Below are 20,697 nucleotides of genomic sequence, written 5' to 3'. Positions count from 1 at the left end.
TGATTGCATTATGATTATTTCCTAAAAAAAATTAAAATTTCATCTGATCTCGATCCTGATTGCGGTCGGGGTTGGCGCACTTGCCGGTTTTCTGACCAGAAACGAGATGGCTGCGTTTGAGGCACTGAAAAAGCCGTCTTTGACGCCGCCCTCAGCAGTATTTCCAATCGTGTGGACCGTTCTTTATGTGCTGATGGGAATCAGCTCAGCCATGATTTATCAATCGGATTCCCCCGGCAGAAAAAACGCACTGATTTTCTACGCGGCTCAGCTTGCCGTCAACTTTTTCTGGACGATTTTTTTCTTTTCCCTGAAAGCCTACTGGTTTTCCTTTTTCTGGCTTCTTCTGCTTCTGGGCCTGATCATCGTCATGGTCGTGACGTTTTGGAAAATTAATAAATCCGCAGCGCTTCTGCAGCTGCCCTATTTGCTTTGGGTCGTTTTTGCCGGCTATTTAAACCTGATGATCGCCCTGTTGAACCGGACATAAGCGAAATGAATGCTCAGGGAAAACAACCGTTTTGTTTTTGGAAAAGCCTGTGATATAATGGTATAAAATTGTAGATAGGAGTATGGATACCATGGACAAAAAAACAATCCTGTTTGATTTTCCCGAAGGCTTTAAGGCGGATGATGCCCACCGGGCAAAGCTGCAGGAGATTGCAACCGATGCCGAACTGATTTTTCAAGATAACAACGAAATCAATCAGGACTTGATTGCAAAGGTTAATATTCTGATTGGAATGCCGCGCCGGTCCATACTGAAATATGCTTCTAACCTTGAATGGCTGCAACTTCTCAGCGCAGGAGCGGATCTCTATACCAAGCCCGGCGTCCTGCCCGACGGAGTCACCCTTACCAATGCCACAGGCGCCTACGGAAAATCCATGTCGGAATACATGATTTGTTCGGTGCTCAGTCTTCTTCTGGATTTCCCCCATTACCGTGACAATCAGCGGCAGCACCTATGGAAAAGCAGCGGAAAATCGAGGCATGTCCTCGGCACCACCGCCCTTGTCGTCGGCCTTGGAAACATCGGCAGCGAATTCGCAAAACGGTACAAAACGCTGGGCGGTAAGGTGATCGGAGTAAAACGCACACCGGGTGAAAAGCCCGATTATTTGGACGAGCTGTATACCGCCGACCGGCTGGACGAGCTTCTTCCCCGCGCGGATGTCGTCACCCTCAGCCTGCCGTCAACCGGCGAAACACAGCATTTGTTCGGTAAAGAAAAGATCGGCCTGATGAAACCAGACGCCGTTCTTGTCAATGTCGGTCGGGGAACCGCAGTCGATACCGATGCTCTCAGCGAAGCCCTTTATGCAGGAAAGCTTTATGGAGCCGCACTCGATGTTACGGACCCGGAGCCCCTGCCGGCGGAGCATCCGATCTGGGACGCGCCGAACACCATCATTACCCCGCACATCTCAGGCGGATGGGACGCCCGCGAAAACTTCGAACGGGTCTTTGAAATTATCTGTACAAACCTGTCCCGCTATTTTGAAAACAAGCCCTTGATCAATATCGTTGATCTGTCCACCGGTTACAAGAAGAACGACTGACAGAAAATAATTGAAGCAATCCCTTCCTGCCCCCGGCTTCTTTGCCGGGGATTTTATTTTCTGATTTTTATATTAAAACGCGTGTTTCCGAAACAAATCGCTTATTACGCCATAATTTGCACGACTATTTATATAAATTGTTTGACAAATTATTTTTAGTTGCTTATAATTATAAAGAAAAGAGGTGTGGGAATGGATCGCAATGTCTACAGTATTGTGCTTTTGGAGAAATTGGTAGACGCGGTGGACCGCCTTGCGTGCGAACAGGGAATCAGCCGAAGCGGAATGATTAACCGAATCCTTGCGGACTACCTTTCCTGTGCCACTCCGGAAGAAAGAATCGGAAATATCTTCAGCTGTATGGAACAATATTTTTCAGCGGCGGATAATTTTCAGGTGCGTTCCCGCCAAAGTGAGACCATGCTGACCATCCGCAGTTCCCTGAAATACCGTTATCATCCGACCGTTCGTTACGCGCTGGAGCTTTTTCGGGAAAATTCGAAGGCTATTGGAGAGTTGCGGGTCACCTTGCGTACGAAAAGTCCTGTGTTGGAAGAGCTTTTGACCGAATTTTTCACTTTTCGGGGCAAAATGGAGCAGCGGTGGCTTGGAGCGCATTTCCCCGGCGACCATGTCCCGTATGAGATCGGACCCGGGCGCTTTACCAGAACGCTAGTCGCTCCCGCTTCCGAGCAGGACCGAACGGCGGAAAAAACGTCGGAAGCAATCTGCGACTATATTCTGGAATTTGACCGGGAATTGAAGCATTACTGCGCCGGTTCCGATTCTCCCATCAAAACGCAGGTAAAACTGGAATGGGAATATCAAAACCACATTAAGAAAAACATAATCATATAAAAATAAGTTTCAGACAGACAAAAGGGGGTTTGGCATTTATGGATACTCAGAAATTTACTCAAAAATCACTGGAAGCGATTCAGCAGGCCCAGAATATCGCGATCGAAAACAGCAATATGCAGGTTGGGCAGGAACACCTGCTGCTGTCCCTGCTGACCCAGCAAAACGGACTGATTCCTCAGCTGATCAAGAAAATGAGCATCGACTCGGAGGCGCTTACCCGCGATGCTCAGGAGCTGGTGAACCGTCTGCCCGGCGTGACGGGTCCCGGCCGGGAACCCGGGAAAATTTATGTTTCCTCCGGTACGGACGCCGCTTTGACCGAGTCGGAACGCCTTGCGGAGCGGATGAAAGACGAATATGTCTCTGTGGAACATGTCATGCTCGCTCTGATTGACCGACCGGATCCGGAAATCCGCAAGCTGTTCGACCGCTATGGGATCAACCGCAATTCTTTTCTCGCCGCGCTTTCCACGGTAAGGGGAAGCACGCGCGTCACCAGCGACAATCCGGAGGAAACCTACGACGCTCTGGCGAAGTACGCACAGGATTTGGTATCCCTTGCAAAGAACCACAAGCTGGATCCCGTCATCGGCCGTGACGATGAAATTCGCAACGTAATTCTGATTCTTTCGCGTAAGACAAAAAACAACCCCGTCCTAATCGGCGAACCCGGAGTCGGCAAGACCGCGATCGCGGAAGGTTTGGCGCAGCGCATTGTACGCGGAGACGTCCCGAACAGTATTAAGGACCACAAAGTGTTTTCCCTCGATATGGGCGCGCTCATCGCGGGCGCCAAATTCCGCGGCGAGTTTGAGGAACGTTTGAAGGCCGTTCTGAACGAAGTCAAGAAGAGCGAAGGAAAAATCATCCTCTTTATTGATGAACTGCACACGATTGTAGGCGCCGGCAAAACGGAAGGGAGCATGGACGCCGGAAACCTGCTCAAGCCGATGCTCGCCCGCGGAGAGCTGCACTGTATCGGCGCGACCACGCTGAACGAATATCATCAGTACATCGAAAAAGACGCGGCGCTGGAACGCCGGTTCCAGCCCGTCATGGTTGAGGAGCCGACCGTGGAGGATACGATCTCGATTCTTCGCGGACTGAAAGAACGCTATGAGGTTTTTCACGGCGTAAAAATTCAGGATCAGGCGCTCATCGCGGCGGCGGTACTGAGCAACCGCTATATTTCGGACCGTTTTCTGCCCGATAAAGCCATTGATCTGATTGACGAAGCCTGCGCGATGGTCCGCACGGAAATCGATTCGATGCCGACCGAACTGGACGACATTTCCCGCAGGATTATGCAGAGAGAAATCGAAGAGGCTGCTTTAAAGAAGGACTCGGATCCGCTTTCAAAAGAGCATCTGGCACAAATTCAAAAAGAACTGGCGGATGAACGCGCCCGCTTTAAAGAAATGAAAGCAAAGTGGGAAAATGAAAAGCAGGCGATCAGCAAGGTGCGCGGACTCCGCGAGCAGATCGAGCAGGTCAACGCGGAGATCGAGAAAGCGGAACGGAATTACGACCTGAACAAAGCGGCGGAACTAAAGTACGGAAAACTTCCGGAGCTGGAAAAGCAGTTAAAAGCGGAGGAAGCGGTCGCGGAAAAGACGCAGAATTCCGATTCTCTTCTGCATGACCGCGTCACGGAGGACGAAATCGCGCGAATTGTCGGGCGCTGGACCGGAATCCCGGTGTCCCGCCTGGTGGAAAGCGAGCGGGAAAAGCTGCTGCGGCTCGGAGAGATTCTTCATCAGCGCGTTGTCGGTCAGGACGAAGCGGTCCAAAAGGTGACGGATTCCATTCTTCGGTCGCGGGCGGGAATTCAGGATCCAAACAGGCCGATTGGCTCGTTCCTGTTCCTCGGCCCTACCGGAGTCGGCAAAACGGAGCTGGCCAAGGCGCTGGCACAGACATTATTCGACGACGAAAAGAACATGATTCGAATCGACATGACGGAATATATGGAAAAATTCTCCGTATCCCGCCTGATCGGCGCCCCTCCCGGTTATGTCGGATACGAGGAAGGCGGTCAGCTGACGGAGGCCGTCCGACGGCACCCGTATTCCGTGGTTCTGTTTGACGAAGTGGAAAAAGCCCATCCGGACGTTTTCAACATCCTGCTGCAGGTTCTGGACGACGGGCGGATCACCGATTCGCAGGGGCGCACCGTTGATTTTAAAAACACCATTCTGATTCTGACCTCAAATCTCGGTTCGGACCGGATTCTGGAAGGGATCAATCAGGAAGGACAGATCAGCGAGGAAGCCAGAAGCCAGGTCACCGCGTTGCTGAGGCGTCAGTTCCGTCCGGAATTCTTGAACCGGCTGGATGAAATCGTCTTCTACCGCCCTCTGACGCGGAAAGAAATAGACAAAATTGTAGACCTGCAGATCGCGGCGCTGCAAAAGCGGCTGAGCGGCAAACAACTCAGCGTCCGCCTCACTCCCGCCGCAAGGGAATTTGTTGTAAACCGCGGCTATGATCCTGTTTACGGCGCAAGGCCGCTCAAACGGCTGATTCAGAGCAATATTGAAACACTGATTGCCAAGATGATTCTCTCTTCCGCTCTGACCCCCCAGACCGAGTTGATCATCGACAGCGACGGAGAACAGTTATTCCCCAAAACCGAAAAATAAATTCCTCTCCACGGGGGAATGAACGAAAAGAGGACCGGCTTTTCAGCCGGTCCTCTTTTCACAGAAAGAAAAAGTGTGCCATTCATGAGTGTTACGCAGAATTCCGCTGAGAAAACGCTCTGTCCTGAAAGACGCCTGTGCACATGCCGCCGTCATGATCAATCAAATGCAGGAGGCATTCAACCTGCACACGAAGCAGGCTGCTTTCACCGAATACCCGATCGCCGATCATAATACTCAACAGCAGAAGCTGAACGGCGGACTCCTTTGCCGCCGAATCATCTTCGTCTTCCGCATCTGCATGCGAAGATGTGGAAAGGATGCGTTTGCTGAAGTCGTGGACAATCGGAGAACACATGACGCTGTACGTAGGGCTGGTCAAAACCTGTATGATGAACTTTGCTTCATCTGCAGTTTCATAACTGAGGTTGAGAAAACTTCTGACCCTGGATTCAAAATCCTCTTCCGGATCGGACAGAACCTGCAAAAGCCGCTCGAGCTCTCCTTCCAGATACAATCTGACGCATTCAACAACAATTTCATCTTTGTTTTTAAAATATTGATAGATGGAAGCTTCATTCATTTTTGCCTCGCCGGCCAATTTTTTTACAGGTGTTCTGTCAATTCCATTCTCTGAAAACGTTTTGATAAAACATTTCAAATACTCTTTTTTGCGTTCTTCCCGGTTCACTTCATTCCCTCCATTTCTTGCTTCTATTTTAATTGTATGACAAAATAATTATTATATAAAAAAGAAAATAAATTATATTTTTCAATATTTTTTTGTTTTTAAAACATTTTTTAGCTTTTTCAAACCAATTCTTGCGAAATAGTTCTAAAAAAGCGATTTAAAACAAAATTAAAAGAAAAATATCAACAAATATAAGCTGATGCAATTATGCTTTATGCACTAATCTCAATTCACTCTGTGAAACGCGGGCTTCTTCCTGTATCGCGCCGCATATGCCCGTCCCAGGTCCGAAACCGGTTCCGGTCTGTCTGAAATTGCCCTCCAAAAAAAAAATAAAGCCCGCCCTTCCGCAATGAAAAGGCGGGCTCATTTGTTTTGACTGTCCTGTTCGGTGCAAAATCAGCCTTTGGTCAGGCGCTCCACCTCGTCGGCCGCGTCCGAAAGCCACGGAGCCTCAATGTCCTCCGCGTTCCCGGCGTCGCACTTTGCGGCGACCTGCGGGTCCAAAGGACATCTGCCAAGAACTTTCAGGCCGAATTTCTGCGCCGTCTGTTCCAAATGGCTTTCTCCGAAAACAGAAATCTCCTTGCCGCAGTCCGGGCATTTGACATAGCTCATGTTTTCGACAATGCCGAGAATCGGAATATTCATCATTTTCGCCATGGAAACCGCCTTGGAAACAATCATGGAAACAAGCTCCTGCGGCGAAGTGACAATGACTATCCCGTCCAGAGGAATTGACTGGAAGACTGTCAGCGGCACGTCGCCGGTTCCCGGAGGCATGTCGACAAACAGATAATTTACATCTTTCCAAACAACATCCGTCCAGAACTGCTTGACCACATTTGCAATAATCGGCCCGCGCCACACGACGGGAGCGTTCTCATCCTCCAGCAGCAGGTTGACGGAAATAACGTCGATTCCCGTGCGGGTTTTGACCGGAACAATTCCATTCTCGTTCCCCATCGCATGCTGATGAATCCCAAACACTTTCGGAATCGAAGGGCCTGTCACGTCCGCGTCCAGCACGCCGGTATGGTACCCGCGGCGGTTGAGCTGAACGGCCAGCAGGGAGGTAACCAGACTTTTTCCCACGCCGCCCTTGCCGCTGACAACGCCGATGACCCGGTCTATTTTACTCTGCGGGTTCGGCTTTGCCAGAAAATCCTGAGGTTCCGTGCGAGAAGAGCACGATTCTCCGCAGGAGGAACAGTCATGACTGCAGTTTTCTTCACTCATTAAAATAACTCCTTTTTTACAACATACGGGTTTCTTTTTCTTATTCTAAGATTCTATACTAAATTTGTCAACTAAAATTCCATTTTGATGCTTCGCAGAAACAGATCGGAAAGAACGCGGTTCGGTTCTTCTCCCTGATTGATCACGCGGTTCACCGCGTCGCTGATGGGCAGCTCCGCCTGATATTGCCGCCCGAGCGTCAGCATCGCCTTTGTGGTCGCGACTCCTTCCGCAAGTTCGCCGTAGTCTTCGCCGCGCACAAACGCTTCGCCGAACCGGCGGTTGTGGCTGTAGGGCGAAAAGACGGTCGCTTCGTAATCCCCAAGATGCGCAAGGCCGTAGGCCGTAATCTCATTGCCGCCCATTTTTCGGATCAACCGGGCGATTTCTCTTGTCCCGCGCGACATCAGCGCCCCCTTGAGGGCGGTTTTGTTCAGGCCGTCCAGCATCCCGGCGGCAATGCCGATAACGTTTTTAGAAGCCGCGCCGATCTCGTTGCCGATGAGGTCGTCCCCATAGTAAAAACGGATCAGGTCGCTGGAAAACGCATTCACCAGCTCTTTTTTCACCTGCATGGACCGGCTGTCGATGACCATACAGTTTGGAATTCCGCGCGTAAAGTCCTGCACATGGCCCGGCCCGACCCAAACGGCAACCGGCGTATCCGGACGGTAATCCTCAAAAATCTGTGTCAGCCGCTTCCCTGTCCCCGCCTCCAATCCTTTCATGCAAAGCACTACGGTTTTTCCGGCAAGATCGCGGGAAGAGAGCTGTTCCATCAGGGAACGAAACGACTGCGCGCCGATTGATATGACAAGAATTTGAGATTTCAAGGCCGCGCCAAGGTCGGAAGTCAGGTTCATTTTCTCATCCAGAGTAACAAGCCCGTTCGTTCCGGTTTTTCGAAGCTCCGTAAACTTCCGGGAGCTTTCCCTTCCATATAAGGTAATCTGATGCCCGATTCCATTCAGATACCATGCCAAAAAACTTCCCCAGCGGCCGCAGCCGATGACGGAAATCTGCAAATAAATCCACCTCCCAGATTTAGTATATCAGTATCATAGCAAAAAAAACGGGGCCGGACAACCGCCCGCTCCCGTTTTTTCACGAAAGATTCTGTTTTCAGTCGAACACGCCGGTTGAAAGATACCGCTCACCGGTGTCCGGCAAAAGCGCAACAATCAGCTTTCCTTTATTTTCGGGCCTCTTCGCAAGCTGGAGAGCCGCGAAAACCGCCGCGCCGGAAGAAATCCCGACCAAAAGTCCCTCGCTTTTCGCCAGACGGGCGGTCGTTTCGAACGCGTCTTCATTCGTCACCGTGATCACTTCGTCCAGAATCTTGACGTCGAGCGTTTCCGGTATAAAACCGGCGCCGATCCCCTGAATCCGGTGCGGGCCCGCTTTTCCCTGAGAAATCACAGGAGACCCCGCGGGCTCCACGCCAACCACCTTCACATTCGGATTGTGTTCTTTCAGCGCGCGTCCCGTACCGGAAACCGTTCCGCCGGTGCCGATGCCCGCGACAAAGAGGTCCACTTTACCGTCGGTATCGCGCCAAATTTCTTCTCCGGTGGTTTTACGGTGCATCTCCGGATTCGCCTGGTTGACAAACTGACCCGGAATCAATGAATTCGGGATTTGAGCGTGCAGCTCGTTGGCTTTTTCAATCGCGCCTTTCATTCCCTTCGCGCCCTCCGTCAGGACAAGCTCGGCACCCAGCGCCGCAACCAGGCGCCGGCGCTCCAGACTCATGGTGTCCGGCATGGTCAGAATCAGTCGATAGCCTTTCGCCGCCGCCACAAACGCCAGACCGACTCCGGTATTCCCGCTGGTCGGCTCAATCAGCGTGGTATCCCGATTGATCAGACCTTTTTCTTCCGCATCCCGAATCAGCGCATAGCCGACGCGGTCCTTTACGCTGGAAAGCGGATTAAAGGATTCCAGCTTTGCCGCAATGGTTGCCTGCGCGCCTTTTTCTTTCTCAAAATTGGACAGCTCCAGCATCGGGGTATTGCCGATCAGTTCCGTCAGATTCTTTGCTATTTTCATCATGTTAGCGCTCCTTTTTCGTTTTTGCTTTTATTTCATAGTATTCATACTATAATTATATGTTATTGGCTTGTTATTATTATAGGCAAGAAACGAAACAATGTCAAGCTTTTTTAGGATTCTGAATCAAATTTTATTCCGAGCAGCAAAAAGGGACGGTCTCAAGCGGCCGTCCCGGTTCTGCTCTGCCCGTTTTTATCCTTCGATTCTAAATGGCGTTTGCAACGATTTCCGCCATTTTCCGGCACCCCGTCACGGTTTCTCCCTGCGCGGCGATGTCCTTTGTGCGGTACCCGCTTGTCAAAGCCGACTGAACGGCGGCTTCCACCGCCCGCGCTTCCTCCTCCATGCCGAACGAGATTTTGAGCATCATGGCGGCGGAAAGAATCGTCGCCAGCGGATTCGCCGCGTCCCTGCCCGCGATATCCGGCGCGGAGCCGTGAATCGGCTCATAGAGTCCGCGCGTTCTGTCCCCCAGCGACGCGGAGGGCAGCATCCCGATGGAACCTGCCGCCATGCTCGCCTCGTCGGAGAGAATGTCGCCGAACATGTTTTCCGTGACGATGACGTCGAACTGTCCCGGATCGGAGACCAGCTGCATCGCGGCGCTGTCCACCAGCTGATCACGGTATTCCACCTCCGGGAACCTCTCGCTCAGGCGGTGCATCACGTTCCGCCACAGGCGGGAGGTGTCCAGCACATTGGCCTTATCCACGCTGACCAGCTTTTTGCGGCGCATCATTGCCTGCCGAAACGCAATGACGCCGATCCGTTCAATTTCTTCCTCACTGTATTCCATTCGGTCAAACGCGGACTTTTTTCCGTTTTCCTTCGTTACCGTTCCCCGCTTGCCGAAATAGATCCCTCCGGTCAGTTCCCGAACCATCATCAGATCAATCCCGCCGTTTACGCGTTCTTCCCGCAGCGGGCAGGCCGCGGCCAGCTCCTGATACAGATAAGCAGGCCTCAGGTTTGCGTAAAGGCCCAGCGCGCTTCGGATGCCCAGAAGGCCGCGCTCCGGGCGGTCTTCCACGGGAATCGAGTCCCATTTCGGTCCTCCGACCGCTCCGAGCAGAACCGCGTCGGCCTGTTTGCAGACCGCAACGGTATCTTCGGTCAGCGGCTTGCCGCAGTCGTCGATGGAAGCGCCGCCGATCAACGCCGATTCAAAGCGGAACCGATGCCCGAATTTTTGTTCCACGCGTTTCAGCACCGTCACGGCGCCGTCCACGATCTCAGGGCCGATGCCGTCCCCTCTGAACAACACAATCGTTTTTTCCATAATTGTCACCCCCACGTATCCGTTTAGCATTTGCTCAATGAATTTAAAAGCCCGTCCGCGTTGATAATCTCACGGATAAATTCCGGAAACGGCTCCGCCTGATAGGTTTCCTGCTTTGTTCTATTTATAATGACGCCGCTGTCGAAATCGATGGAAATTTCGTCCCCCTGCCGGATGTTTTCGGCGGCCTGCGGGCATTCCAGAATCGCAAGGCCGATGTTGATGGAGTTGCGGTAAAAAATGCGCGCAAAGCTTTTTGCGATGACGCAGGATACCCCGCAGGATTTAATCGCGAGCGGCGCGTGTTCGCGGGAGGAGCCGCAGCCGAAGTTGCTGCCGCCGACAATAATGTCGCCCGGCCGCACCTTTTGCGCGAATGCCGCGTCGATGTCCTCCATGCAGTGTGAAGCCAGATGCTTCGGGTCGGAGCTGTTCAGATACCGCGCGGGAATAATGACGTCCGTATCAACATTATCCCCGTAAACAAAGACCGTTCCGTTTGCCTGCATTTTCAGTTTCCCCCTTGTTCGATTTCTTCCGGTGACGCAATCCTGCCGAGAATGGCGGAAGCCGCCGCCACGGCCGGACCCGCGAGATAAACTTCAGAGCTTGGGTCCCCCATGCGCCCGACAAAGTTCCGGTTCGTCGTTGCCACGGTGCGCTCGCCCGCCGCCATGATTCCCATATGCCCCCCAAGGCATGGCCCGCAGGTAGGCGTGGAAACGGCACAGCCCGCCTCAATAAAGGTATCGAGGTAGCCAAGGCGCATCGCTTCCCGGTAAATGTGCTGTGTCGCCGGAATGACGATTACCCGGACATTTTCCGCAACCTTTCTTCCTTTGATGATTTCTGCGGCGGTTGCGAGATCGCTCAGCCTGCCGTTGGTGCAGGAACCGATGACCACCTGGTCAATGGTGATATCGTTTACTTCATCCGCGGGTTTCGTATTGGACGGCAGGTGCGGGCACGCCACGACGGGGCGAAGCTCTGAAAGGTCAATTTCCACCGTTTTTTCGTAGGGAGCGTCCGCGTCGGCTTCGTAAACTTGATATTCCCGATTCACGCGGCCCTTCATAAACGCGATCGTCGTTTCGTCCACCGGAAAAATCCCGTTTTTTGCCCCTGCTTCAATCGCCATATTCGCAATGGCAAAGCGGTCGTCCATCGAGAGCGCCGCAACGCCGTCCCCCGTAAACTCCAGCGATTGATATCTTGCCCCGTCCACGCCGATCATTCCGATCAGTGTTAAGACCACGTCTTTTCCGCCGATCCATTTTTTCGGTTTCCCGGTCAAATGTACGCGGATCGCGGAAGGGACCTTGAACCAGCACTCCCCCGTCGCCATGCCCGCCGCCATATCGGTGGAACCGACTCCGGTGGAAAACGCGCCGAGCGCCCCATAGGTGCAGGTGTGGGAATCCGCGCCGATGACGGCTTCCCCCGCGGCGACAAGGCCCTGCTCCGGCAGCAGCGCGTGCTCAATTCCCATCCGGCCCACATCATAGAAATGCGTGATTCCGTTGCATTTGGCAAATTCGCGGCACTGTTTGGACTGCTCCGCGGCTTTGATGTCTTTATTCGGTGTGAAATGATCCAGAACAATCGCGATTTTATCGCGGTTGAACACGCCGCTTAACCCGTGCTTTTCAAATTCATTAATTGCGACGGGCGTGGTAATATCGTTGCCGAGAACCAGATCGAGCTTCGCGCGGATCAACTGGCCCGCCCGAACTTCGGGCAGACCCGCATGGTCCGCCAGGATTTTCTGCGTCATTGTCATTGCCATGCTGTGTTCCTCCTTAATCCATCCGTGATTCCATACGGTTTAACGCGTTGACATACGCCGCGAGGCTGGCGCCGATGATATCAACATTGAGTCCTCTGCCGCTGACAATCGTCCCCGCCGAATTTTTCAGCCGGACGACAACCTCGCCGAGCGCGTCGTCACCTTCCGTCACCGCCTGAATTGAAAAATTCTCCAATGTGTAATCCTTCCCCGTCACCGCGTCGATTGCGGAAAGGGCCGCGTTGACCGGACCGGCCCCGATTCCGGTCCCTTCCACGATTTTCTTTTGCCCCGATTCCACGACCCCCAATTTTACCATAGCGGAAGCGGAGTTCACGGAGCTTGTGTTGACCACATAGGATTCCAGTGCGTAAATTTCCTCGATTTTCATCTTCGCCGCGCCGGAGAGCAGCGCCTCCAAATCGAGGTCCGTTACGTTTTTCTTCAGATCGGCCAGCTTTTTGAAAGCCGAAAAAGCCTCCGACAGGGCCTCCGAAGAAAGCGCATAGCCGAGCGACTTCAGTTTTTCTTCAAACGCGTGACGCCCGGAGTGCTTGCCGAGAACCATCGTATTATGGGAAATTCCAACGCTTTCCGGCGTCATGATTTCATACGTCAGACGATCGTTCAGCACGCCGTGTTGATGGATTCCCGCCTCGTGCGCAAACGCGTTCGCGCCCACAATCGCCTTGGTTGGCCCGATCGGCACACCGGTGATGGCGGAAAGCTTTTTACAGGTTTTATAAATCTTTGTCGTATCCACGCCGGCCGCCGCCTGATAATAGGATTGCCGGGTTCTCAGCGCCATTACGATTTCCTCCAGAGAGGCGTTCCCGGCACGTTCGCCGATGCCGTTCACCGTACATTCCACCTGAGTTGCCCCCGCCCGCACGGCGGCAAGTGAATTCGCGACCGCCATGCCGAGGTCGTCGTGGCAGTGGACGGAAATTTCCGCCTTTTCAATCCCCTTTACATTCTCTTTCAAATACGCGATCAGATCGTACATTTCCTGCGGCGTCACATATCCCACCGTATCCGGTACATTGATAACAGTTGCGCCGTTCGCAATCGCCGTTTCGTAAACCCTCGCAAGGAATTCCCAGTCCGTGCGGCTCGCATCCTCCGCGGAGAATTCAATGTCCTCCACCAGAGTTTTCGCGTAGCGGACCATTTCGCCGGTCTGGCGCAGCATTTCCTCCCGCGTCATGTGCAGCTTGTGCTGCAGATGAATATCGGAGCTTGCGAGAAACACGTGGATGCGCGGTTTTTTTGCTTTCTGGACCGCGTCAAACGCGGTGTCGATATCCGATTTTGTCGCGCGTGCCAGACTCGCCACCGTTGTTTTCTGCAAAACATCGGCAATCTGCCGGACGGATTCAAAATCCTCCGGGGATGAGACCGCGAAACCGGCCTCGATCACATCGACTCCCAATTCTTCCAGCTGTGCCGCCATTTCCAGCTTCTCCCCCAGATTCATGCTGCACCCGGGGCTTTGCTCGCCGTCGCGCAGGGTTGTGTCAAAAATCTTGATTCTTCTCATGGATTCTGTCATACGATTGCCTCCATCCGTCAAAATGATTTCATCACGATTTGCAGAATCGGGGAAAACAAAAAACACCGCCGTCTCAAAAAGAGACGACGGTGAAATCCTGTCGCGGTACCACTCTTTGTTGGCATTGTTTCCAATGCCCACTCGGCCTGCATCCATCAATGCAGTTCTCCTGTAACGGGGAGAAACCGTTCCGCTCTACTGGGTATGAAAACCGTTCGGCGGACTGCTCTAAGGTGAGTTATACATCTGCCCGGCACCGTTTCGCAGCAAACAACGGCTCTCTGAAACTCGGTTGCAGATGCTTTGATCCCTATCAACGCATTCCGTGATTCAATTAATTGGTATTGTAGCGTAGAAACTGCCGGCTGTCAAGGGGAATTTAATGAATGATTTTATTTTTCAATACATTTTCACAGGAAGACGCAATCAGACGTCATTCCCGTCCTCAATGCTGATCTCGTTGAATCGTTCGGTCAGATCGTGGATTTTCAGGGCATTCTTTTCCCCGTCGCAGACGTCCAGAACCGCTTTCCCGCGGTGCATCATCACAAGACGGTCGCCGTAAGCCAGGGCAAAACGGAGATTATGCGTCACCATCAGGGCCGTCAGCCGCTTCTCCCTGACAAAACGCCGCGTCAGTTCCATCACATTTTCACTGGAAGAAGGATCGAGCGCTGCCGTGTGCTCGTCGAGAATCAGCAGGTCGATCGGCGTCATCGTGCAGATCAGAAGGGACAGCGCCTGCCGCTGGCCGCCCGAAAGGTTCGCGACCGGCAGGTCGAGCTGATCCTCCAGCCCCAGCTTCAGCAGTTCCAGTCTGGAACGGTACTCGTCGATTTTCTTCCGGCTGACCCCGCGGGAAAGCCCATAGCGTTTTCCCTTCCGGTCGGTAAGGGAGAGATTTTCCAGAATCGTCAGCTGCGGGCAGGTACCGATCGACGGGTCCTGAAACACGCGGCCGATTCGCCGGGAACGCACATGCTCCGGCTCGCGGGTAATCTCTCTGCCGCCGAGAAAAATGTTGCCCGCGTCCGGCGTTTCCCCGCCGCAAAGGAGGTTCAAAAGGGTCGTTTTTCCGGACCCGTTGCTTCCGATGATACAGACGAAACGGCCTTGAGGGACCGAAAGGTCAAAATGATCGAACAGCCTCAGTTCGCTAACCGTCCCGCTGTGAAAGGTTTTATCGATCTGCCGGAATTCCAGCAGCGGTTCAGACTTCCGTTCGACTGACATGTTTCTTCCTCCTTCCCGCCGGCACCGTTTTGTAGGCCACCAGAACGACGGTCAGCAGCACCGCCATTAACAGCTTCATGTAGTTGGTCGGCAGACCCATCTGCAGCGCGGCCACCAGAACGCCGCGGTACAGAACCGCGCCCAGGATGACTGCCGTTGTGGAACGCAGAAACCGGATGCCGGAAAAAATATTGACCCCCACAATGACTGCCGCAAGTCCCAGAACGATCATGCCGGTCCCGCTGTAGATATCGGCGGATTCCTCCCGCTGGCAGAGGATGCACCCGGAAAGCGCGGCTAGGCCGTTGCCGAGCATCAGACCCAGAATTTTCATATTGCCCGGGTCCTTTCCAAGCGAAACGACATACCGCGGATTGTTCCCTGCGGCACGCAGCAAAAGGCCGGATTTTGTTTTTAAATATTCATCGAGCAACAGCTTAACGAGCAGGCAGGAAACAAACGCGACCACAAGCGCCCGCAGGCTGTTATGGGAATCCGAAATCAGCGCCGCCGGGCCGGAAGTGTAAATGGTTGGCCGGTTGTAAAACGGCGTGACCGCGCTGCCGGAAGTAACAGCAAGATTGACGCTCCACAAAGCCGTCATGACCAGAATTCCGGAAAGCAGGTCGGTGATGTGCAGTTTCACATGCAGAAGACCCGTCACGCCGCCCGCCGCCGCCCCGCATGCAAACGCCGCCACGCAGGCAAGCCACGGATTCAGTCCGGAAGCGATCATCACACCGGCAACACAGGACCCAAGCGGAAACGTTCCCTCCACCGAAAGATCCGGAAAATTCAGCACCTGATACGTCACATAAATTCCAAGCGCCATGATGCCGTAGACAAAGCCCTCCTGCAACACGCCGGTCAGTAGTCCCAAAAACACATCCAATGCCATCAGCCCCCCGATTGTTTTTACTGCGCGACGTTTTCCGCGCCGGAATAGTCCTTGGGAAGAGAAATTCCCAGCTGCTTCATCACTTTATCGTTATATACCGGTTTGCCGAAATCCACCGTGTAAACCGGAGTCGTCGCCGGGTTCGCCGTGCCGTCCAATACCTTCGCGGCCATCTTGCCGGTTTCTTCCCCAAGGGCAACGAAATCAATGCTGACGGAACCAAGGCAGCCGTCCTTCACCTGTTCCACTTCAGAACCGAAAATCGGGATTTTTGCTTCGTTTGCGGCCTGAAGCAAACCGGGCAAATGGTTGACAACATTGTTGTCCGTAAAGTTATTGATGCAGTCAACCCCTTTGGAAATCAGCGTTTTGACTGCCGGTTCCACATCGGAGGAACCTGTGACCCCGATTTCAACCACTTCAAAACCGTATTTCGGCGCAATGCTCTGGAACTTTTTCAGGCATGCCGTGGAATTCGGCTCGCTGGTCGTGTGCAGCACGCCGATTTTCTTCGCGTTCGGCAGAAACGCGCGGATCATTTTGATCTGATCCTCCAGCGGCAGAACGTCGGAGGATCCGGTGCAGTTGACGCCGGGCTTTTTTAGCGACTTTACGATTCCGGACGCAACCGGGTCATTGACGGAAGTAAAAATGGTCGGAATATCCGCCGACTTCGCCGCGCCGTACAAAGCCATCGCCGCCGGGGTCGCGATGCCCATCACCATGTCATACTTTTTCGCCACCATGGTCTGTGCGATCGTTTTGGCATTGTTGGGATCCGCCTGGGCGTTTTGAAAATCGACGGTCAGATTTTCGCCCTCCTTGTAGCCGGACTCCTCCAACCCCTTCACAAAGCCCGTATGGCAGTTGTCAAGCGACGGATTCACGGCGTATTCGATGATGCCGATCGATTTCGACGTTTTTGCCGAAGAACCGGACGATCCGGCGGAAGAAGCCGGCGCCGCGGAAGAAGCGGAGCCGGAGGCCGAGCAGGCGCCGAGCGCGCCGGAGACAAGAACGGCGAGAGCCGCCGCGCCGATTTTTTTACCAAAGTTTTTCATATGAGATTCCCTCCTGAAAAAGATATTCTTACCAAAGGAACACGAATTCCACCGCCAGCCGTCCGGCATCGGCACCACCTTCTTTCAGGCTATTTTTGTTGAGCTTTTAAGGTTCTTCCTGAACTCCGGGTATTTTCGGCAGGCTGTCAAATCCGCGCTGCAGCGCTTCATCGGTCGGGATCGTATCCGTCATGCTGCCGTCCAAGTAGGACGAATAGGCGGCCATATCAAAATATCCGGTTCCGGTCAGGCCAAACAGAATCGTTTTTGCCTCGCCGCTTTCCCTGCAGCGAACGGCTTCATCCATCGCCACTCGAATCGCGTGCGCGGATTCCGGCGCGGGCAGGATGGTTTCATGCTTTGCAAAATAGACGGCGGCTTCAAAAACCTTGCTCTGCTCCACCGAACGTGCCTCATCCAGATATCCGTCATGGTACAGCTTCGACAGAATCGGAGACATTCCATGGTAACGAAGACCGCCGGCATGATTCGCGGACGGAATAAAGCCGCTGCCGAGGGTATACATTTTCGCCATCGGCGTGACCTTCCCGGTGTCACAGAAATCATAAGCGTATTTTCCGCGCGTCAGGGATGGGCACGAAGCCGGCTCCACCGCGATGAAGTGCGGATTCGCCTTTCCGGTCAGTTTATCGCGCATGAACGGCGCAATCAGCCCGCCTAAATTTGAACCGCCGCCCGCACAGCCGATCACGACATCCGGGTATTCCCCGATCAGCTTCATGGCTGTTTCGCACTCCAACCCGATCACGGACTGGTGCAGCAGAACCTGATTCAAAACCGAACCCAGAACATAGCGGCATCCCTCTGTGGTGACGGCGCGTTCAACAGCCTCCGAAATCGCGCAGCCAAGGCTTCCTGTGGTGTTCGGGTCTTTGGCAAGAATAGCACGCCCCGCATTCGTCAAATCACTGGGGCTTGGAATTACGTCCGCGCCGAACGTCCGCATCACATCTTTGCGGTACGGCTTCTGTTGATAGGAAACCTTAACCATAAACACGGTCAGCGGAATTCCAAAATAAGAGCAGGCTTCCGCAAGCGCAGTGCCCCACTGTCCCGCGCCCGTTTCCGTCATCAGGGAAGTCATTCCTTCGTGCTTCGCATAATACGCCTGTGCGACGGCGGAATTCAGCTTGTGGCTGCCGGAGGTATTGTTCCCCTCAAATTTGTAATAAATCTTTGCCGGTGTTCCAAGCGCTTTTTCCAGATTATAAGCGCGCACCAGCGGCGACGGGCGGTAAATCTTGTAAATATTCAGCACTTCGTCCGGAATATCCACACAGCGCGTTTCGGCGTCCATTTCCTGATGCGCCAATTCCCGGCAGAACACGGGATACAGGTCTTCTTCCACCGCCGGTTTCATGGTCACCGGGTTGATCATCGGGTCGGGGAGCTCCTTCATATCCGCCCGCAGATTATACCACTGCCGCGGAATCTGATCTTCGGTTAAATACAAACGGTATGGAATTTTGCTCATGATAATTCTCCTTTCATTCTGCCAAAAGTTAAAAAAGAGTACAAAAAAAGCCCTTGCCCCTGTAATTACAGGGACAAGAGCCTAAACTCCTGCGGTACCACCCACGTTGGCGAAAATCGCCCGCTTACTCCATGCACCACCATGCACGCTTCCTTGGTAACGGGTGAAGATCCCGTCGGACACTACTCGGCAAAAAAGCCTTTCGTCCCGCCCTCATAAGTCCATTCATCCGGAACATCCCCACCGCAATCTCACCGCCTGCGGCTCTCTTAAGAAAATGTAACCCCGAAGTACTACTCTTACTCGCCGGTTTTTTATGTTGATATTCAGTATATGCCGGGCCGGATTTTTTGTCAAGACTTTCTTTTCTTTTGCGCAAGCGTGAGCCGGAAGCTCCGTTCCACCCAGGCGAACAGCTCCGCCTCCGGAACGCCGCCGTCCAGCCGGACGCCGATCCAGTGTTCCTTGTTCATGTGATACGCCGGGGTCACGCTCCGGTAAACTCCGCGCAGAAAATCGGCCTCGGCGGGATCGCATTTCAGGTTAATGTTGAGGAACCCGCCGCGCTCAAAGATCAGCGCAAAGCTCTTCCGGTTTTCCCTGTGCCGCATGACGGTCCAGGCGTCCGGAGAAAGCGGATCGTCATCAAACGGGTAATCTTCATAAGCGCCGGGAAAGCGGAGGCAGCAGTCGGCAAGTTCCCTTCGGGTCAAAACACGGCTTTTTCCCGTCCCGTTCTTATCCCTCATAAAAGGTCAGACTCCTTTTCACTCACCCCCGCCCCCGTTTCATGGAGGCCGCCTGCTTTCGCTTCGAAATTAAAACGGGAGGGGTTTGGGGTAGGTTCGATGCGCATTTTCTGCTCAACGCCCACGCTCTTCTGAGCCCCCCGGCATGGCCGGGGAGTTTCAAAGGGCACAAAAAATAATAATCCGATTTCGCGGGCAAGTCAAGCGGGGACATCCGTGGAAAAAAATGCCTCATTTCTCCCGTTTCATGTTATAATAAAAGTAAATCCAAACGAAGCGGAACTGGAGGGAAATCAGCATGAAGACCGTGATTACCATCGCAAGACAGTACGGCAGCGGAGGCCGGGAGATCGGGCAAAAGCTGGCGCAGCGTTTTTCGATTCCTTTTTATGACAGGGAGCTGATCGCGACGGCCGCGAAGCGAAGCGGATGGAGCCGTGAAATTCTGGAACAGGCGGATGAAAAAGCCGGAAGCAACCTTCTGTATGCAATGATCATGGGAAACAATTATCCCTTTGCGGAAAACGCCATTGCATCCGGGCGTCTGCCGATCAACGACCGCCTGTTTCAGCTTCAGGCGAAGCTGATTCGGGAGGCGGCCGAGGCGGGGCCGTGCGTCATTGTGGGCCGCTGCGCCGACGATATTCTGCGGGGAAAGGAAAACGTATTCAGCGTATTCCTGCGCGCCGACCTTACGTTCCGGAAAGAGCGCGCCGTAACGGAGTACGGTGTGCAGCCTGAAAGCGCGGCGGGCTGGGTCGCAAAGCAGGATAAGCAGCGCTCCGGCTACTACCATTTTTACACGGACGAGAAATGGGGGGACGCCGAAAATTACCATCTTTGCGTCGATACTTCTTTCATCGGAATTTCAGGAACGGAACAACTGATTGCGCGGGCTGTCGAATTGCATGAAAATCAGACTGAGCAGGAATAAACCGCTTCTTCCGGCACACAATAGATAAAAATTAAGATTGAGGTGCCGTAATATGACGAATTTACATTGTGATGTTACAAACTGTGGAAATAACAAAAGCAAATCCTGCTGCCGCCCCGATATTATGGTGGGCGGCCCGCGCGCAAGCGCGAGTACCCAAACCTACTGTGCAAATTTTATTGACACCGAAGAAAACAGAGGAATTCCGAAAAACGCGGTCGATCATCAATCGCCGAACCCGTCGCTGGACATTCACTGCGAAGTGACAAAATGCGTTTATAATGAGAACCGGGCCTGCTCCGCCGATCGCATCGACATCCGGACGACCAATGTCAACAACGGTCAGGTCAAAACGGAATGCGCAACCTTTGAAAACCGAAGCGGCGGCGACGGCGGAAGCCGAAATTCCGTCGGTACCGGCGGTCAGAATTCGCCGGGGAAGGGCTACGGCGCATATTCCGCCGCATTGCACGAATCGAGTGAAGAAAGCAAAGGGTTCGGCTCAACGAATCATCCGACATTTTAATCACGAATCCGGAAGGGGCTGTTGCAAAACAGCGCCGAAAAAAAGCCGGAACAACCATACCAAAAGGTATTGGCTGCTCCGGCTTTTTGCTTTAGAATTTAGTTGTGACACAAAATGAAAAGCTCTTAGAGCATAAC

Annotated in this window: 19 protein-coding genes and 1 other annotated feature; of the genes, 6 read left to right on the top strand and 13 right to left on the bottom strand. The window is 53.3% G+C overall.

Annotated features, from left to right (window positions below; genetic code table 11):
- Positions 1-43: 43 nt before the first annotated feature.
- The 4 genes from ACLQ3M_RS03105 to clpB all read left to right on the top strand — a co-directional run bounded on the left by ACLQ3M_RS03105 (position 44) and on the right by clpB (position 5,065).
- Entirely contained in the window at positions 44-490 is a 447-nt protein-coding gene (locus ACLQ3M_RS03105; RefSeq protein ID WP_411676299.1) for a TspO/MBR family protein, read from the top strand.
- 91 nt (positions 491-581) lie between these two features.
- Positions 582-1,562 carry a D-2-hydroxyacid dehydrogenase gene (locus tag ACLQ3M_RS03100; RefSeq protein ID WP_411676247.1) on the top strand — a complete coding sequence of 327 codons (981 nt, stop codon included), beginning with the start codon at positions 582-584 and terminating at the stop codon, positions 1,560-1,562.
- Between the two features lie 192 nt (positions 1,563-1,754).
- Positions 1,755-2,420 (top strand): ribbon-helix-helix domain-containing protein, encoded by a 666-nt coding sequence (locus tag ACLQ3M_RS03095; protein ID WP_411676246.1) that lies wholly within the window; start codon positions 1,755-1,757, stop codon positions 2,418-2,420.
- A gap of 38 nt (positions 2,421-2,458) precedes the next feature.
- Positions 2,459-5,065 (top strand): ATP-dependent chaperone ClpB, encoded by a 2,607-nt coding sequence (clpB, locus tag ACLQ3M_RS03090; protein WP_411676245.1) that lies wholly within the window; start codon positions 2,459-2,461, stop codon positions 5,063-5,065.
- Between the two features lie 91 nt (positions 5,066-5,156).
- On the opposite strand, the gene ACLQ3M_RS03085 is transcribed toward clpB, so the two are convergent.
- From ACLQ3M_RS03085 to ACLQ3M_RS03025, 13 genes are all read right to left on the bottom strand, one after another.
- Entirely contained in the window at positions 5,157-5,756 is a 600-nt protein-coding gene (locus tag ACLQ3M_RS03085; RefSeq protein WP_411676244.1) for a TetR/AcrR family transcriptional regulator, read from the bottom strand.
- Positions 5,757-6,155: 399 nt separating this feature from the next.
- Positions 6,156-6,995: a P-loop NTPase gene (locus tag ACLQ3M_RS03080; RefSeq protein ID WP_411676243.1), complete on the bottom strand. Its 840-nt coding sequence runs from the start codon at positions 6,993-6,995 to the stop codon at positions 6,156-6,158.
- A 71-nt stretch (positions 6,996-7,066) separates the two neighbouring features.
- Entirely contained in the window at positions 7,067-8,020 is a 954-nt protein-coding gene (locus tag ACLQ3M_RS03075) for an NAD(P)H-dependent glycerol-3-phosphate dehydrogenase (RefSeq protein ID WP_411676242.1), read from the bottom strand.
- Positions 8,021-8,117: 97 nt separating this feature from the next.
- Positions 8,118-9,047: a cysteine synthase A gene (cysK, locus tag ACLQ3M_RS03070; protein WP_411676241.1), complete on the bottom strand. Its 930-nt coding sequence runs from the start codon at positions 9,045-9,047 to the stop codon at positions 8,118-8,120.
- A gap of 205 nt (positions 9,048-9,252) precedes the next feature.
- Positions 9,253-10,326 carry a 3-isopropylmalate dehydrogenase gene (leuB, locus tag ACLQ3M_RS03065; protein WP_411676240.1) on the bottom strand — a complete coding sequence of 358 codons (1,074 nt, stop codon included), beginning with the start codon at positions 10,324-10,326 and terminating at the stop codon, positions 9,253-9,255.
- 23 nt (positions 10,327-10,349) lie between these two features.
- Entirely contained in the window at positions 10,350-10,835 is a 486-nt protein-coding gene (leuD, locus tag ACLQ3M_RS03060; protein ID WP_411676239.1) for a 3-isopropylmalate dehydratase small subunit, read from the bottom strand.
- Positions 10,836-10,837: 2 nt separating this feature from the next.
- Complete coding sequence (gene leuC, locus ACLQ3M_RS03055) at positions 10,838-12,112, bottom strand: 3-isopropylmalate dehydratase large subunit (protein WP_411676238.1); 1,275 nt, start codon at positions 12,110-12,112, stop codon at positions 10,838-10,840.
- 13 nt (positions 12,113-12,125) lie between these two features.
- On the bottom strand, positions 12,126-13,664 hold the full coding sequence (locus ACLQ3M_RS03050; RefSeq protein WP_411676237.1) for a 2-isopropylmalate synthase: 1,539 nt from the start codon (positions 13,662-13,664) through the stop codon (positions 12,126-12,128).
- Positions 13,665-13,740: 76 nt separating this feature from the next.
- Positions 13,741-13,990: a binding site (T-box leader), on the bottom strand.
- Between the two features lie 100 nt (positions 13,991-14,090).
- On the bottom strand, positions 14,091-14,870 hold the full coding sequence (locus ACLQ3M_RS03045; RefSeq protein WP_411676298.1) for an ABC transporter ATP-binding protein: 780 nt from the start codon (positions 14,868-14,870) through the stop codon (positions 14,091-14,093).
- Between the two features lie 4 nt (positions 14,871-14,874).
- Complete coding sequence (locus ACLQ3M_RS03040) at positions 14,875-15,795, bottom strand: ABC transporter permease (RefSeq protein ID WP_411676236.1); 921 nt, start codon at positions 15,793-15,795, stop codon at positions 14,875-14,877.
- A gap of 17 nt (positions 15,796-15,812) precedes the next feature.
- Entirely contained in the window at positions 15,813-16,856 is a 1,044-nt protein-coding gene (locus ACLQ3M_RS03035; RefSeq protein WP_411676235.1) for an ABC transporter substrate-binding protein, read from the bottom strand.
- Positions 16,857-16,962: 106 nt separating this feature from the next.
- On the bottom strand, positions 16,963-18,351 hold the full coding sequence (locus ACLQ3M_RS03030) for a TrpB-like pyridoxal phosphate-dependent enzyme (RefSeq protein WP_411676234.1): 1,389 nt from the start codon (positions 18,349-18,351) through the stop codon (positions 16,963-16,965).
- 353 nt (positions 18,352-18,704) lie between these two features.
- Positions 18,705-19,100, bottom strand: a complete 396-nt coding sequence (locus ACLQ3M_RS03025) for an MmcQ/YjbR family DNA-binding protein (RefSeq protein ID WP_411676233.1) — start codon at positions 19,098-19,100, stop codon at positions 18,705-18,707.
- 298 nt (positions 19,101-19,398) lie between these two features.
- On the opposite strand from ACLQ3M_RS03025, the gene ACLQ3M_RS03020 reads away from it, so the two are divergent.
- On the top strand, positions 19,399-20,034 hold the full coding sequence (locus ACLQ3M_RS03020; RefSeq protein WP_411676232.1) for an AAA family ATPase: 636 nt from the start codon (positions 19,399-19,401) through the stop codon (positions 20,032-20,034).
- A 52-nt stretch (positions 20,035-20,086) separates the two neighbouring features.
- Positions 20,087-20,560 carry a DUF1540 domain-containing protein gene (locus tag ACLQ3M_RS03015; protein WP_411676231.1) on the top strand — a complete coding sequence of 158 codons (474 nt, stop codon included), beginning with the start codon at positions 20,087-20,089 and terminating at the stop codon, positions 20,558-20,560.
- The last annotated feature ends 137 nt before the right edge of the window (positions 20,561-20,697 follow it).

Source organism: Caproicibacter sp. (assembly GCF_046707225.1).
Classification (GTDB): Bacteria; Bacillota; Clostridia; order Oscillospirales; family Acutalibacteraceae; genus Caproicibacter.
The sequence above is the reverse complement of the archived record's forward strand: the minus strand, read 5'-3'. Positions and strand labels throughout refer to the sequence as shown.